Genomic DNA, 14,510 nt, shown 5'->3' on the forward strand with positions numbered 1-14,510 from the left:
TCTTTCTGGCCCCCGTCTGGTTGCACATGGACGCCGACATCGACGCGGTGCGGGTCGCGATGACCGACGACGGGCCGGTCCCGGTCGTCGTGCTCGCGCCCCGCGACGAGGAGGGCGTACTCCCCATCTTCATCGGCTTCAAGGAGGCCGTCAGCATCGCCCGCGGGATGGAAGCCGAGGACATCGGCCGCCCGCTGACCCACGACTTGACGCTCGACCTCGTCGAGGAGCTCGGCGGCCGGGTCACTCGCGTCGTGGTCACGTCGCTGGAGGACAACACCTACATCGCGGACCTCCACGTCGACACCCCGCGGGGCGACACCGTGGTCGACGCCCGGCCGAGCGACTCGCTGGCGCTGGCGGCCCGGACCAACGCCCCGGTCGAGGTCGAGACCGACGTGTTCGAGTCGGGCCGGCGCGACCCCGACGAGTTCGAGGACCTCCAGGACATCAAGGAGGTCACGGACCTCAGCCCATGACCGGGCGGTCGACCGACTCGGAGGAGACGCGAGCGGACGCCGACGAGGCGACCGCCGCGGCCCCGACCGACGCCGTGCTCGACGAACTGTTCGCGGTCGTCGAGGACCGCAAGGAGACCCTGCCGGACGAGTCGTACACCGCGTCGCTGTTCACCCACGAGAAGGGCGAGAACGCGGTGCTGGAGAAGCTCGGCGAGGAGACCACCGAGCTCGTGCTCGCGGCGAAGGACGACGACCGCGAGGAGATCGCCCACGAGAGCGCCGACATCGTCTACCACCTGCTCGTGCTGCTGTCGATGAAGGACATGGACGTCGCGGACCTCCGGGCGGAACTGCGCGAGCGTCGGTGAATTGCCCCTTTCTCGGAAACTGATCCTCACTTGCGGTCGGCGCGCGCTGGCGCCTGCGGGAGCGAAAGCGACCGCAGGCTCGTGGGAGCTTCGCTCCCACGGCGCGACCTCGTGTCGCGCCAGCCGCGTGAGGGATGAGGACCGCAGTCGGTTGGGGAGGTGTGTGGCCGGCGGTCGCGGTTGCTGTGCGGAAACTCATTGGTGACGGCAGTAGCTAGCTTCCCGCCGACCGTCTCCGTCATAGCCTTCAGCCGACCGTCTTCGTCATCCGTGCCACTACCAGTATCACTCAACACCGGAAAACCCGACAGAACGAGACCCGTTACGATCCTCGGGCCGCCTTCTCGAATCGGTGGAGCACCACGTCGCTGTCGTCGTCCCACTCGAAGTCGTCGTGAGCCCGGTTCAGTATCTCGCGGTACTGCTCCAGGTCCCGCATCCCCTCCTTCCGGGCGTCCTCGTCGGTCAGGTCGCCGAGGGTGCGCTCGCGGACCTCGACGACCTCGAACGACTGGCCGTCGACCTCGAAGCGGTCGCCCTCGTCGGCGTACTGCCGGCCGCGGTGGATCTGTGTGATGTCGCCGTCTCGCGCGCCTTCGCGCATCCGCTCGTTCGGGAGCAGGGTGTCGGCGTCGATTGTCGCCATGCGGGTGGATTCGGACCGAACCCGGAAAATGGTTCGGTCGGTGGGGTCCGGCGTTCGGAAACGGAGGAGTCTCGTCTAGTCTTCACTCCGCGAGCAGCGCACCCACCGCCCCGGCGAGCGCGCTCTCGACGCCCATCACCAGCGCGAGGACGACGAGGGCGACGAAGAGGCCGCCCCCGAGCAGCGGACCGAGCGGGCCGAGCCCCATCGCGCCGACCGCGCTGACCACCAGTCCGAATATCAGCGCCGTGAGGATGCCGCCCAGCGACCCCGCGAGCAGGCCGTGCCACGCGCCGCTCCCGACGCCGCCCGCGGCCATGTAGCCCGCGACGAACCCGCCGACGAGCCCCGCGGTCAGCTGGCCGAAGCCCGGAACCGCCAGGCCGACGAGCCCGGCCACGGTCATGACGACGAACCCCACGGCGACTGCGTACCAGTTGGTCATTTCATCCTTCGGTACGCTCTGCGTGCGGTTAAGCGTGGCTGCGGTCGAGCGAGCAGTAGCGTCAGGAGGTCGCCTACTCTGGGTCGGTCGGCGGGTCCTCGCCGAACCCCGACAGGTCGAAGTGGCGACCGCCGCGGACCCAGTCGAGGCCGATGTACGCCAGCGCCAGCCCACCTACCCCGCTGGCGACCGTGACCGCGAGCGTCTCCGTCTCCCCGGACCCGCCCGCGAACCAGACCCCGAGTCGGACCGTCTGCTGGAGGCCCAGACAGACGTTGCCCACGCCGACGAGCTGGTCCCATTTCAGGTCGGCGACGGCGACCTCCAGGCCGCCCAGCACGTACAGCGCCGAGGCGGCGAACCAGAGCGCGAACGTCACGAGGGCCGCCGGGTCGGTCGCCGGCGCGCCGAACGCCGCGAGAAAGGCGACACCGGCGATTCCGAAGATGACGCCAAGGACGGCGAACCAGAAGCGTCGCATAGTCGTCTCTACGCGACTCCGGTTGATAAAACGACACCTTGTGGACCTCTCCGCCGTCGCCCACCGCTCCTGGCCTCCCGTCCGAACCGCCCCGCTACTCGCCCAGCCCCGTCTTCTCGGCGTACTCCTCGAACACCGCCCACGTGGGGTCGACCTCCGGGTGGGTCGTCCGCTCGCCGTCGACGTAGACGCCCTCGCCTTCCCGGACCTCGCCGACGTCGGCGGCCGGGATGCCCTCGTCCTCGAGCGCGGCCAGCACTGCTTCCGCGCCGCCCGCCTCGACCGTCAGCACCAGCGTCCCCTCGCTGGTCGCGGCCCACGGGTCGATGCCGAAGTGGTCGCACGCCTCGGCGACCCCGGGGAGGACCGGCACCGCCTCGGAGTCGACGTCGAGGCGGACGCCGCCGGCACGCGCGAGTTCGACCAGCGCGCCCCGGAGGCCGCCCTCGGTCGCGTCGTGCATCGCGGTCACCGGCCCCGCGGCCGCGGCGGTCAGCGCGTCCCGGACCGGGCTCATGTCCCAGAACCGCTCCTTGGCCGCGGCGATCGTCTCCTCGGGTAGGTCGACCGCGTCCTCGAACACCGTCACGAGGAAGCCAGCGACCTCGATTGCGGGCCCCTTGGTCACCAGCAGGCGGTCGCCCGGTTCGGCGCCGTCCGGTCTCACCAGGTCGTCGGGGTCGCCGACCGCGAGGGTGGTCGCGCCGCCGACCCACGGGTACTGGCAGCCGCCGTACCGGGCGGTGTGGCCCGTGACGATGCTGACGCCCAGGTCGCGGGCCTCGCGGTCGAACGTCTCCCAGACGGTGCCGAACTCCTCGTCGGTCATCGCCGGCGGGAGGGTGAAGGTGACCGCGAGGTGCGACGGCGGGATACCGGACACCGCGGCGTCCGAGAGCGCGACGTGGACCGCGAACCACGCCGCCTTCTCGAAGCCGAGCGCCGGGGTCAGCGACAGCGGGTCGCTCGCGAGCACGACCGCCCTGCCCCCGATCTCCACGACGCCGAAGTCGACGCCGTGCTGGGGGCCGAGGCTGACGTCGCCGCGGTCCGCGCCGAGGTGCGGGTAGATGCGCTCGTCGAAGAACTCGCGGTCCACCTTGCCGAGGTCGGTCATCGGCGACAGTTGGGGCGTCGCGGACAAATCGGTGGTGATTCTCCCGGGCGCGCGACCGACGCGCGCTCACGTCGAGACGAGACGCGCTCGCGGGACGCGGACGTCGACCGACCGGCGCGGCGTCTCCGCAGTGAGTTACTTCCGGTAACTAGATGGGTCGAGGTAACTTTTTACGCGCCGCGGCAGTAGCCCCGTCCATGACCGACGAGACCGACCGACTCCCGGTGTGGTGCGCCGGCAAGGACTGGTGTCCCATCACCGCGACCGCGGCGCTCATCGGCAAGAAGTGGCACCCCGTCATCGTCCACCGGCTGCTCCAGGGCGGCCCGATGGGGTTCAACGAGCTCAAGTCCGACGTCGGAGGCATCTCCAGCAAGGTGCTCTCGGACAGCCTCGAGGACCTCGAGGAGAAGCGACTGGTCGACCGCGAGGTCGTCAGCGACAAGCCGGTCCGGGTCAACTACTCGCTGACCGAGAAGGGCGAGTCGCTCGAACGGCTCATCTTCGAGATGCGCGACTGGGGCCGCGAGCACCTCGACGCCGCCGAGGAGCAGGACGAGGCCCTCGCCTGAGGTAGGGGTCGGCGGGCTGCCGGCGCGAGGTCGCCGTCCCGGACGCGCGAACGTTTAAATCCGAAACCGGGACGAGACCCGCCGATGGGACACCGCGCGCTCCTCGCCTATCGGCGGGACGAGACCGACGGAACCGACGAGACCGGCGAAGCTATCGAGACCGACGGAACTGACGAGAACGACGGTTGCGACGAATCGACCGTCGCCGACGAAACAACTGCTCCCGCCGCCGACGCGACGTACGACCTCCACCGCTCGCACTGGGGCGCGGCCGATTTCGCGCTCGCCGACCACATCTCGGCCGCGTCGCCGTTCGCCGCCGACACCGCGTTCGCCGTCGACCCCGACCCGGTGATGACCGGCGTCACGCTGGCCGACGCCGCCGCCAACTACGTCGACTTCCTCCATCACGAGGCGTTCTACGTGGTCGACGCCGACTACGAGACGACGCCGTACCACGTCCTCTGGTTCGGCCTCGACGCCGACAGCGAGGCGGTCGACCGCAGCGAGACCGTCGGCCACGGCGCGCTGGTCGAGGTCTGGAACGACGCCGACTTCCTCCGGGGGTGGTTCCGCGGCACCAAGGGCGTCGCGGGCGAGATGGTCGACCGGGGCGCGCTCTCGCCCGAGGAGGCGGCCGACTACCTCGCCGCCCGCGTCCGCGCGTGGGCCGGCGAGCGGGAGGTGTTCGTGGCCGAGTGAGTCGGGCGCTGCCGGGATAACCCGGTCGCGGCACGAGGCCGACTCCCGGTTTCCGACACCTCGACCGACGGACACGGGCCGCTTTAGTGCGTCCGTCGCCTACCCGCAGGCAGTGACGATAGCAGACGGCGACTCCGCGAGCGCCACCCTCAGCCGGCCGGACCCCGCCGCCGCGCGCGACCGCGTGGCCGCGGCGGTCGACCGCGGGGGGATGGTGACCGTCTTCGGCCGGTGCACGGTCGACTACGAGGGCCGGGCCGCCAGCACGCTCGGCCCCGGCGACCGGCTGGTCGTGCTCAAGCCCGACGGCACCGCGCTGGTCCACACCGACGAGGGCCAGAAACCGGTCAACTGGCAGCCGCCGGGCTCGACCCACGAGGCGAGGCTCGCCGACGGTGACCTCCGTATCGTGAGCCGCCGCACTTCGCCCGATGAGGAGCTGGTCGTCACGTTCGAGCGGGTCGAGCAGCTCTCGACGTTCGACGTGACCGACCGCCAGGACCTGACGCTCCAGGGCACCGAGGAGGACCTCCGCCGGCGCATCCTCGACGCGCCCGACCTCGTCGAGCCGGGGTTCCGGCCGCTCGCCATCGAGCGCGAGACGCCCGCCGGCGCGGTCGACATCTACGGCGAGGACGACGACGGCGCGACCGTCGTGGTCGAACTCAAGCGCAAGCGCGTCGGCCCGGACGCGGTGGGCCAGCTCTCGCGGTACGTCGAGGCGCTGGACCGCGACCTCCACGCCGACGCCGAGATCCGTGGGTTCCTGGTCGCGCCCTCGGTGACCGAGCGCGCCAGGGGACTGCTGGCCGAGAAGGGCCTGGAGTTCGTCTCGCTCGGGCCGCCGGAGTGACGGGACGACCCTGTCCGGCAAGCCCAGGCTCAGTCCGAGAGATCGTCCGTATCGAGCGGCGTCGCGGTCCGCCAGTAGTGGTCGAACGTGTCCTGCGCCCACGAGCGCACGGCCCGGTCGTCGGTGTCCACCGACGCCTGCAGGACGCCGTTCTCGTCGCGCAGCAGCAGGTGGACCGCGTCGTCGGCGACCGTCACCGCCAGCGGAATCCCCTCCTCGCGGACGCGTAGCTCCGCGCCGTCGGCGTCGAGCAGCGACGTCAGCTGCCCGCGCAGCCCCGAGTCGTCGGCGAGCGCGCCAATGGCGCTCTTCGAGAAGACGCCCCGGAACCGCCCCTCGCCGGCGGTCACTCGCTCGCGGACCCGCGCGAGGCTCTGCCCGTTGAACGCGTGGGAGAAGATGCGGATCTCGTCGGCGTCGCCCAGCAGGTCGAGCACCCGCTGAACGGGCGCGTTCGGCCGCGTCTGGTTCGGGACCGTGATGGTCGCGTCCGCGAGCCGTCGGAGGTCGAAGTCCATGGCGTGGGTCGGCAGGTACCGCACGATGCCGCGGAGCTCGCCCTCCGTTTCGAGGATGTCGAGCAGGTCGGTGAACCCCTCTGCGACGAGCCGGCCGGTCGCGGTCGCCGCGTACTCGCCGCCCTCGCGGCGTATCCACGACCGGTCCTCGAAGTCGCCGAGGATGCGACCGAGGGTCGCCTGCGACGCGCCGGTGGCCGCCGCGAGCTCGCTGCGCGTCCGGCGGTCGTCGGCCAGCAGTCGCAGGACCTCGACGCGGTTGGCCGAGAGCGCGAGGAACTCGATCTCCTCCAGCGCGGACTCCATGCCTCGTACTCGTGCTCCCGCCGGTAAACCGTTTTCGTACCGTGAAACCGTTGCACGTCGCGAAAGCGCTCGCCGGTCCGCAGCCATTTCTTGCCGTGAAATAATTTCTGAACGAAACTATAACCCCGGCGCCCTTACGGACGAGTATGATTCGTTCTCTCGACGCGTCGGCGCTCTCTCCCCCGGCGCACACGGCTCGCACGGAGGTGGCGTAGCAAGTGATCGAGAAGCGCACCCTCGCGTTCTTCGCGGCCGCCAGCGTCCTGTTCGGCGGGACGTTCGTGGCCGCGAAGGCCGGCCTCGCCTACTTCCCGCCCCTGCTGTTCGTCGCGCTGCGATTCGACGTCGCCGCGGCGGCGCTGCTGGGGTACGTGGCGCTCACGACGCCGCGGGACGACCTGCTCCCGCGGACGCGGAGCGACGTCGCCGGCATCCTCGCGACCGGGATTCTGGTCATCGGGCTGGCCAACGCCCTGCTGTTCGTCGGCCAGCAGTACGCCACCAGCGCCGTCGCCTCCATCGTCTTCAGCCTCAACCCGATCCTGACGCCGGTGTTCGCGGCCGGACTGCTCTCGGACGAGCGCCTCTCGGCCCGCGGCGGGGTCGGCATGCTGCTCGGGCTCGTCGGCGTCGGACTGGTCGCCAGCCCCGACCCCGCGAACCTGCTCGGGGGCGGCGCGGTCGGCAAGGCGATCCTGCTCGCGGGCGCGACGAGCGGCGCTCTCGGGAGCGTCCTCATCCGGCGGGCCGACGCCGACCTGTCGAGCACGGTCAGGACCGCGTGGGCGCTGCCGTTCGCCGCGCTGCTCTGTCACCTGCTGAGCCTGTCGGCCGGCGAGTCGGTCGCGGCCGTCTCGTGGACGCCCGAGGCGCTGGCCGCGCTCGGTTACGTCGGCCTGTTCGCCGGCGCGCTGGCGTACATCGCCTACTTCGGCCTCCTCGACGAGGTCGGCGCGATCCGGGCCAACCTCGCCTTCTACGTCGTGCCGGTCGTCGCGACCCTCGGCGGGTGGGCGCTGCTCGGCGAGGCAGTCTCGACGCTCGCCGTCCTCGGCTTCCTCACCATCTTCGCCGGCTTCGCGGTGCTCGGCAGCGAGTCGATGGACGTCGGGGGTCTCCTCCGGTCGCCGGTCGCCGACCGCGCGCTGACCGACGGTGGGCGACCGACCGACGAGCAGTACGGCTGCGAATCGGACTGAACGTCCGGATTATTCCACTTCGCGCTTCAGTTCTGCCAGTTCGTTCATCGCCTCCAGCGGCGTCATCGTCGCCACGTCGACCTCGCGGAGCCTCGCAGCGAGTTCGTCCTCGGGGCCGTCCGCGATGGCTCTCGGCGGTTCGGCCGCCGCATCGACTTCGGTCCTATCGGATTCGCTCGCGCCGGCTTCGGTCGCGCTTTCGCCGGTTTCGCCCCCGGCAGCCTCACCGCCCTTCGCAGCCGCCACGTCCGCCGTTTCATCGTCGGCCAGCAGTTCCCGCGCCCGGTCGACCACGTCGTCGGGAACGCCGGCCTCGCGGGCGACCTGGACGCCGTAGGAGGCGGTGGCCGCCCCGCGCCGGACGTCGTGGTCGAAGACGACCTCCTCGTCGGTCTGGTCCGCCGAGAAGTGGAGGTTGAACGCGCCCGGGAGTTCGTCGGCCGTCTCGGTGAGCTCGTGGTGGTGGGTGGCGAACAGCGTGCGCGCGCCGACCTCGTCGTGGACGTGTTCGGTCACGGCACGGGCGATGGCGAGGCCGTCGGTCGTGCTGGTGCCCCGGCCCACCTCGTCCAAGAGGACCAGCGAGTCCTCGGTCGCGCTCTCCAGTATGGCGGCGAGCTCGGTCATCTCGACCATGAAGGTCGAGCGCCCGCCGGCGATGTCGTCGCTCGCGCCGACCCGGGTGAACACCCGGTCGACCGGGTCGATCCGGGCGTCGGCGGCCGGGACGAAGCTCCCGGTCTGGGCGAGCACGGTTATCAGCGCGACCTGGCGCATGTACGTCGACTTGCCCGACATGTTCGGGCCGGTGATGACCGCGAACGAATCGTCCGAATCGAGGTGGGCGTCGTTCGGGACGAACGACTGCTGGGTGCGCTCGACGACGGGGTGACGGCCGCGCTCGACGTGGATGCCGTCGCCGCCGATTTCGGGTCGGGCGTAGTCGCGGGTGGCCGCCGCCTCCGCCAGCGCGGCCAGCACGTCGAGCCGGGCCAGCGCGTCGGCGACCGCCTGGACGCGCTCGGACTCGGCCGCCACGGTCGACCGCACCTCCCGGAACAGCTCGTGTTCGAGGTCGTCGGCCCGGCTCTCGGCCCGCAGTATCTCGTCCTCGCGCTGCTTGAGCTCGGGCGTGTAGAACCGCTCGGAGTTCTTCAGCGTCTGGCGCCGGTTGTAGTCGTCGGGCACCTTCTCGAGGTTCGGGTTGGTGACCTCGATGTAGTAGCCGTGGACCGAGTTGTGCCCGACCTTGAGCGAGTCGATACCGGTCCGCTCGCGCTCCCGCTGTTCGAGGTCGTCGATCCACGCCTTGCCCTCGCGCTCGGTCGCACGGAGCTCGTCGAGTTCGTCGTCGTAGCCCCGCTTGATGACGTCACCCTCGGTGATTTCGCGGGCGGGGTCCTCTCTGACGGCGCGCTCGATCAGGTCACGGACGTCGTCGAGTTCGTCGAGGCGCTCGCGCAGCTCGACCAGCAGGTCGGCGTCGAAGTCGGCCAGTTCGGCCTTGAGCTCGGGCACCACGTCGAGGGTGGCCTTGAGCGACCGCAGGTCGCGGGCGTTGGCCCGGCCCCGCGAGATGCGGGCGATGAGCCGTTCGATGTCGTACACGTCCCGCAGCAGTTCGCGGGCCGCCTCCCGGGACTGGACGTCGCGTGTCCACGCTTCGACCGCGTCGAGCCGGGCCTCGATGCGGTCCTCGTCGAGCAGGGGCCGCCGGAGCCAGTCCTTCAGCTTCCGGCTGCCGAGCGCGCACGACGTCTCGTCGAGCACGCCCAGCAGGGTCACGTCGGCGTCGCCGTGAACCGCCCGGCGCTCGAACAGCTCGAGGCTCGACAGCGCCACCCGGTCGAGCAGCATGTACTCGCGGGGCTCGTAGCGCGTCAGGTGATTGAGGTAGTCGAGGCTGGGGGTTCCGGTAGCGTCTCCCTCGGACTCCGCACCGTCCCCGTCGGTCTCGCTCCCCTCGGCGCCTTCGACCCCGCCGCGGGTGTACTCGGCGTAGGCCAGCAGGGCGCCGCAGGCCCGGACCTCCGCGTCGTGGGCCAGCAGGGTCTCCGGCGACCCGAAGTACTCCTCGACTCGCTCGGCGGCGGCCTCGGCGTCGAACGCCTCGGGGTCGTAGGGCGTGACCATGCAGTCCGCGTCGAAGACGCCCGCGGAATCCTCCGCGTCGGGTTCCAGGACGGCCTCGGCGGGGGCGAACCGGCTCACCTCGTCGGCGACCGCGTCAGCCCGTCGGGCGCTGGTCGCGTAGAAGTCGCCGGTCGAGACGTCGAGCAGCGCGAGGCCGTAGCGGTCGGGGTCCTCGGTGAGGCACGCCACGAAGTTGTTGTCGTCGGTGTCGAGGAGTTCGTCCTCGGTCAGCGTGCCGGGGGTGACGATGCGGGTGACCGCCCGGTCGACCACCCCGGTCGTCTCCTCGGGGTCCTGGACCTGGTCGGCGACCGCGACCCGGTAGCCCGCGTCCAGCAGCGTCTCGATGTACGACTCGGCGCTGTCGATGGGGATGCCCGCCATCGGGTAGGTGCCGGTCGAGTCCTCGCGCTGGGTCAGCGCGATCTCCAGCAGGCGGGCGGTGCGCTCGGCGGCCTCGCAGAAGGTCTCGTAGAAGTCCCCCACCTGGAACAGCACCAGCGAGTCGTCGTACTCGCCGCAGAGCTCGAAGTACTGACTCATCATCGGCGTCAGGTCCGCTTCGTTCTCGGCCATCTTCTCGGGTGGCCCCAGCGCCGCGTCCATGGGTGAGAGTAGTGGGGCCGGAGCCCGAAATAGGAATCGATGGCCGACGGTCGCCCGCCCGCTGTCGGCCCCTCGTCGGCCCGCGATTACTGCGTTCGTCCCCGTCGAATTTCCGCCCGGCTTTTCCGGTAGTCCCGGACGCCGACCGAAGGGCTAACCGTCGCGGTCACCTACCCCCGGTCGTGACCGACACCGACGCCATCACCCCCGAGAAGCCGGTCCGCCTCGACGGCGGCGACGACTTCGACGCCTTCGTGGCCGAGAACGACCTGGCGCTGGTCGACCTCTACACCGAGGGCTGCTCGCTCTGCCAGGCCATCGAGCCCGTGGTGGGCAACGTCGCCCGGGCGACCGACGCGGCCGTGGCGATGCTCAACCCCCGCGAGGACCTCTCGCTCGTCGACGAGTACGACGTCCGGAGCGTCCCGACCCTGCTGCTGTTCGAGGACGGGGAGCTGGTCGGGAGAATGGCCGAGGGGTTCCAGGGGACCGAGGCGGTCGTCGCGTTCGTCGAGTCCCGCGGCGGGCGCGAATAGCACTCTCGGCCGCCGTCGGCGCGCTCACTCTCCGCCGGCGCCACCGGTAGCGGAAAACCCGGCCGTCGGGACGCCGTTTTTGAGTCCGGAGACCTAACTGCGTCCATGAGCGAAGCATCCGCTGACGACGCGCTGACCGTCTACTCCGACTACGTCTGCCCGTTCTGCTACCTCGGCAAGGCCGCGATGGAGCGGTACCGCGAGGAGACCGACGACCCGCCCGCGGTCGACTGGCGGTTCTACGACCTCCGGGGGTACAAGCGCGGCCCCGACGGCGAGATCCGGGAGGACGTCGACGACGGCAAGGACGACGACTACTTCGCGCAGGTCCGGGAGAACGTCGAGCGCCTCAAGGCGCGCTACGACGTCGAGATGGACCTCGACTTCTCGACCGACGTCGACTCGTGGAACGCCCAGCAGGCCGCCCTGTACGTCCGCCAGACCGAGGGCGAGGAGACGTTCCTCGACTTCCACGAGGCGCTCTTCGAGGCGCTCTGGCAGGACGGTCGCGACATCGGCGACCCGGACGTGCTGGCCGACGTCGCCGAGAGCGCGGGGCTCGACGGCGAGGAGATTCGGGACGCGACCGGAGACGAGACGCTCGAAGCCGAACTCCGCGAGAAGTTCGAGCGGGCCCAGCAGGCCGGCGTCTCTGGCATCCCGACGTTCGTCTACGAGGGCCACGCCGCCCGCGGGGCGATCCCGCCCGAGCAGTTCGAGCGGCTGGTCGACGGCGCGTAGACCCCCGTCGAACCGCCGACGGGGGTTCGCCCGACCACCGCGCTCACCGCCCGAAGGCGTCTGCGTAGTCCTCGACGAACGTCCCGAGGCTCCGCGACTCCCGGCCGAGCACTCGCTCGACGTCGGCGCTGACCCGCCCGGAGAGGCCGAGACGCGTGACCGAGTAGAGCGCGACCATCACGGCGATCATCGGATACGGCACGTCTCGCGAGCGCATCCGGCGGACGAACGCCGGAATCGTCGGCTCGGGATACGTGATTCGCCGGCCGAGCACTTCGGAGAACACCGCGGCCACCTCGTGGTAGTCGAGCGCCTCGGGGCCGGTCACGTCGTACGCCCGGTTCTCGTGGCCGGATTCGATGAGGGCCGCGACGCCGACGGCGGCGACGTCGCGGGCGTCCACGAACCCGGTCTCGCCGTCGCCCGCGGGGACGTAGATCTCGCCCCGTTCCGCGACGTCCGGGCGGTGGATCTCGCTCAGGTTCTGCATGAAGTAGGCGGCCCGGAGGAAGGTGTGCGCCGCGTCGGCGGCTTCCAGGTGGCGCTCCATCCGGTAGTGCGGGAGCAAGGGGTTCTTCTCCGCGCCGAGCACCGAGAGGTAGACGACGTGCCCGACGTCCACCCGAACCGCGGCGTCCGCGAACTCCCGGAGCCGGTCGACCCCGACGTTCGGCGGGCGGACGAGGAACAGCCGGTCGACGTCCGCGAGGGTCGCGCCCCACGTCTCGGGGCGCTCGAAGTCGAACTCGACGGCAGAGGCCTCGTCGCCGCCCGCTGTCGCCTGCGAGGGGTCGCGGACGCCGACCCGGAGGTGGACCTCGGCGTCGGCTTCGGCGAGCTGGTCCGCGACCGCCGAACCGACGGTGCCGGTCGCGCCGGTCACCAGCACGGTGTCGGTCACGCCGACCCGCCCCCGCGAGCGAGCGCGCCGACGCAGGCCGCGGCGACCGCGACGTGCATGACCATCAGCACCGCGACGCCGAACGCGGTCGCGCTCTCGTCCGCGGAGAGCAGCAGCAAGTCGGGGACGAACGAGAGCACGAGGACGACGGCGGCGACGACGGTGAACGTTCGGTCCGGGCTGTCGGACCGGCGGGCGAGCAGCCAGTAGACGCCGACCGCGCCGCCGGCGCCGACCACAGTAAGGAACATCACCGGGGGCCACGTGAGCGCCCGGAAGCCCGGCGCGACGCCGGCGGCCCGGGCGGCCGCGAGGATGATCGCGTTCAGCAGTATCGAGGGGGCGACGGCGAGCAGGCCGCGCCGGGCGAGCGAGCGGCCGGGCCGCGTCTGGGAGTCGATGGAGGTTGCCATGGTCTCGGTCAGTACTACAGATCCCGTAGCCAAATAAGGACCACCGAGCGACCGGTCGCGCGTCCCGACGGACCGACTTACTCGTCGTCGGCCGCCACGCTGGGGTGGTTCTCCGGGCCGTCAGGGTGCGGGTCGGCGAAGTACTCGCGCATCGCGTCGAGCGACTCGTCCTCGCGGCGCCGGCGCTCCTCGTCGCCGATCTCCTCGCAGCCCGGCGGGACCTCCCGGCCCCGGCCGGTGAAGTACCCCTCGGGAGCGACCCAATCGTGGTAGAACGGTCGGTCGTCGTCCTCCAGCAGCGTCACCGCGACCTCGGCGCCGTGGCCCGCCGCGACGACCGCCTGGTGGGGCTTGCCGGCGAGCCGGCCCGCGGCGTACAGTCCCTCGACGCCGGTCCGCCCCCGCTCGTCGGTCTCGACGAACGCCTTCCCGCGGTCGACCAGTTCGACGGGGTCGAGCGGGTCGAGGTAGTCGGTCGCGTTCTTCGTCGCGGCGACCACGTAGTCCGTCCGGTAGCGGTCGCCGTCCGTCGTCTCGACGTCGAACCGACCGTCGACGGACTCGTCGCTGTCCGCGGCGTCGGCCACTGGGCCGCCGGCGTCCGCGTCGAACGATTCGGCGTCCGCCGCCCGCCGGACCGCCGCCACCTCCGCCTCGCGGAACTCCCCGCCCGCCTGCTCGACCTGGTCGCGCATCGAGTCCAGCAGCAGGCGGGCGTCGACGCCCGCCGGGAAGCCTGGGTAGTTCTCCAGCCGGGCGTTCCGCCGGAGGATGGACCCGCCGGCGTCGAGGACCCCGGTGACGAGGCCGTGCCGCGCGGTGTAGATAGCGGCCGAGCGCCCGGCGACGCCGCCGCCCACGATTATCACGTCGTAGTGCTGGTCTTCGGACATGGTTCTCGCCTCGCCCTCGGGCGGGAGCGCCAATAGGCGATTCGCTCCGCGGCGGGCCACCGCGGAGTCGGCGCTGCGAGGCTATCGAGCGTGATGCGGCGAGAACGCCGAAAAATAGGTCGCTGGTGGCCGGCTATCCGGCGGTTACTCTCCCGTCGCGGCGGGGCCGACCCCGTCGGTCGGCCGCTCGGTCCGACTCGGGCGGGGTCTGACGGGGCGGCGCGTCAGCCTGCGGACCAGCGGGCGCGCGAGCAGGCCGACGCCGACGCCGGTCGCGGTCGCCGCCGCGACGGCGGGATGCGCGAGCACGAGCAGCGTCAGCGGGAACAGCGCGGCGAAGCCGGCGAGCACGGCGAGGCCGTCCGTCGGGTGCGGTGCGGGTCCTGTGCGGGCTGGGCGGGTCGATGCGTGCGGACTGGAGCTATCGTACATTGGCGGGGGTGTGCGTCGTCGGTCTGCGGGCCGGACGTCTGTGTCGGGAGCCCCGCCACGGGCGTACACGGCGTGTACTCCGGTGACCGGGCCGTCTGTCAGGGGCGTTCGTTCAGCACCATGGACTCGTACTGTACTGACGTGTCGACATTATAACTTTTCAACACCTGGTAGCAAGTGGCAAGCT

At 71.2% G+C, this 14,510-nt stretch carries 18 protein-coding genes; 8 read left to right on the top strand and 10 right to left on the bottom strand.

Annotated elements, in window-relative coordinates; all coding sequences use genetic code 11:
- Positions 1-26 precede the first annotated feature (26 nt).
- Both DVR07_RS00500 and hisE read left to right on the top strand, forming a co-directional pair.
- A complete protein-coding gene (locus DVR07_RS00500; protein WP_115794836.1) occupies positions 27-479 on the top strand; it encodes a bifunctional nuclease family protein in 453 nt (150 codons plus the stop codon).
- A complete protein-coding gene (hisE, locus tag DVR07_RS00505) occupies positions 476-829 on the top strand; it encodes a phosphoribosyl-ATP diphosphatase (RefSeq protein ID WP_115794837.1) in 354 nt (117 codons plus the stop codon). Before DVR07_RS00500 ends, hisE begins: the two co-directional genes overlap by 4 nt.
- A 322-nt stretch (positions 830-1,151) precedes the next feature.
- Here the strand turns inward: hisE and DVR07_RS00510 are convergent, their stop codons facing one another.
- The 4 genes from DVR07_RS00510 to DVR07_RS00525 all read right to left on the bottom strand — a co-directional run bounded on the left by DVR07_RS00510 (position 1,152) and on the right by DVR07_RS00525 (position 3,518).
- The gene (locus DVR07_RS00510; protein ID WP_115794838.1) at positions 1,152-1,475 is read right to left on the bottom strand and encodes an ASCH domain-containing protein; all 324 of its coding nucleotides are present in this window, start codon (positions 1,473-1,475) and stop codon (positions 1,152-1,154) included.
- Positions 1,476-1,557: 82 nt separating this feature from the next.
- Complete coding sequence (locus DVR07_RS00515) at positions 1,558-1,920, bottom strand: DUF5518 domain-containing protein (protein WP_115794839.1); 363 nt, start codon at positions 1,918-1,920, stop codon at positions 1,558-1,560.
- Between the two features lie 73 nt (positions 1,921-1,993).
- The gene (locus tag DVR07_RS00520; protein WP_115794840.1) at positions 1,994-2,401 is read right to left on the bottom strand and encodes a hypothetical protein; all 408 of its coding nucleotides are present in this window, start codon (positions 2,399-2,401) and stop codon (positions 1,994-1,996) included.
- 94 nt (positions 2,402-2,495) lie between these two features.
- Positions 2,496-3,518, bottom strand: a complete 1,023-nt coding sequence (locus DVR07_RS00525; RefSeq protein WP_115794841.1) for an AIR synthase family protein — start codon at positions 3,516-3,518, stop codon at positions 2,496-2,498.
- A 197-nt stretch (positions 3,519-3,715) separates the two neighbouring features.
- Here DVR07_RS00525 and DVR07_RS00530 point away from each other — a divergent pair, with 197 nt between their 5' ends.
- From DVR07_RS00530 to nucS, 3 genes are all read left to right on the top strand, one after another.
- Positions 3,716-4,090, top strand: a complete 375-nt coding sequence (locus DVR07_RS00530; RefSeq protein ID WP_115794842.1) for a winged helix-turn-helix transcriptional regulator — start codon at positions 3,716-3,718, stop codon at positions 4,088-4,090.
- An 84-nt stretch (positions 4,091-4,174) separates the two neighbouring features.
- Positions 4,175-4,792 (top strand): DUF6735 family protein, encoded by a 618-nt coding sequence (locus DVR07_RS00535; RefSeq protein ID WP_115794843.1) that lies wholly within the window; start codon positions 4,175-4,177, stop codon positions 4,790-4,792.
- A 112-nt stretch (positions 4,793-4,904) separates the two neighbouring features.
- Complete coding sequence (gene nucS, locus DVR07_RS00540; RefSeq protein WP_240318836.1) at positions 4,905-5,645, top strand: endonuclease NucS; 741 nt, start codon at positions 4,905-4,907, stop codon at positions 5,643-5,645.
- A 29-nt stretch (positions 5,646-5,674) separates the two neighbouring features.
- On the opposite strand, the gene DVR07_RS00545 is transcribed toward nucS, so the two are convergent.
- Positions 5,675-6,469: a helix-turn-helix transcriptional regulator gene (locus DVR07_RS00545; RefSeq protein ID WP_115794844.1), complete on the bottom strand. Its 795-nt coding sequence runs from the start codon at positions 6,467-6,469 to the stop codon at positions 5,675-5,677.
- A 218-nt stretch (positions 6,470-6,687) separates the two neighbouring features.
- Between DVR07_RS00545 and DVR07_RS00550 the strand changes: the two genes are divergently transcribed.
- Positions 6,688-7,668 (top strand): DMT family transporter, encoded by a 981-nt coding sequence (locus DVR07_RS00550; RefSeq protein ID WP_115794845.1) that lies wholly within the window; start codon positions 6,688-6,690, stop codon positions 7,666-7,668.
- 9 nt (positions 7,669-7,677) lie between these two features.
- On the opposite strand, the gene mutS is transcribed toward DVR07_RS00550, so the two are convergent.
- Positions 7,678-10,407 (bottom strand): DNA mismatch repair protein MutS, encoded by a 2,730-nt coding sequence (gene mutS, locus DVR07_RS00555; RefSeq protein ID WP_115794846.1) that lies wholly within the window; start codon positions 10,405-10,407, stop codon positions 7,678-7,680.
- A 182-nt stretch (positions 10,408-10,589) separates the two neighbouring features.
- Here mutS and DVR07_RS00560 point away from each other — a divergent pair, with 182 nt between their 5' ends.
- Both DVR07_RS00560 and DVR07_RS00565 read left to right on the top strand, forming a co-directional pair.
- A complete protein-coding gene (locus tag DVR07_RS00560; RefSeq protein WP_115794847.1) occupies positions 10,590-10,943 on the top strand; it encodes a thioredoxin family protein in 354 nt (117 codons plus the stop codon).
- A 105-nt stretch (positions 10,944-11,048) separates the two neighbouring features.
- Positions 11,049-11,684: a DsbA family oxidoreductase gene (locus tag DVR07_RS00565; protein ID WP_115794848.1), complete on the top strand. Its 636-nt coding sequence runs from the start codon at positions 11,049-11,051 to the stop codon at positions 11,682-11,684.
- A gap of 43 nt (positions 11,685-11,727) precedes the next feature.
- On the opposite strand, the gene DVR07_RS00570 is transcribed toward DVR07_RS00565, so the two are convergent.
- The 4 genes from DVR07_RS00570 to DVR07_RS00585 all read right to left on the bottom strand — a co-directional run bounded on the left by DVR07_RS00570 (position 11,728) and on the right by DVR07_RS00585 (position 14,242).
- On the bottom strand, positions 11,728-12,585 hold the full coding sequence (locus DVR07_RS00570) for an SDR family oxidoreductase (RefSeq protein WP_115794849.1): 858 nt from the start codon (positions 12,583-12,585) through the stop codon (positions 11,728-11,730).
- Positions 12,582-12,998 (bottom strand): DUF6069 family protein, encoded by a 417-nt coding sequence (locus DVR07_RS00575; protein ID WP_193569991.1) that lies wholly within the window; start codon positions 12,996-12,998, stop codon positions 12,582-12,584. The genes DVR07_RS00570 and DVR07_RS00575 overlap by 4 nt, the downstream gene beginning before the upstream one ends.
- A 77-nt stretch (positions 12,999-13,075) precedes the next feature.
- Positions 13,076-13,891 carry an NAD(P)/FAD-dependent oxidoreductase gene (locus tag DVR07_RS00580; RefSeq protein WP_115794850.1) on the bottom strand — a complete coding sequence of 272 codons (816 nt, stop codon included), beginning with the start codon at positions 13,889-13,891 and terminating at the stop codon, positions 13,076-13,078.
- 144 nt (positions 13,892-14,035) lie between these two features.
- A complete protein-coding gene (locus DVR07_RS00585) occupies positions 14,036-14,242 on the bottom strand; it encodes a hypothetical protein (protein WP_115794851.1) in 207 nt (68 codons plus the stop codon).
- Positions 14,243-14,510 lie beyond the last annotated feature (268 nt).

The organism is Halorussus rarus (assembly GCF_003369835.1).
Taxonomy (GTDB): domain Archaea; phylum Halobacteriota; class Halobacteria; order Halobacteriales; family Haladaptataceae; genus Halorussus; species Halorussus rarus.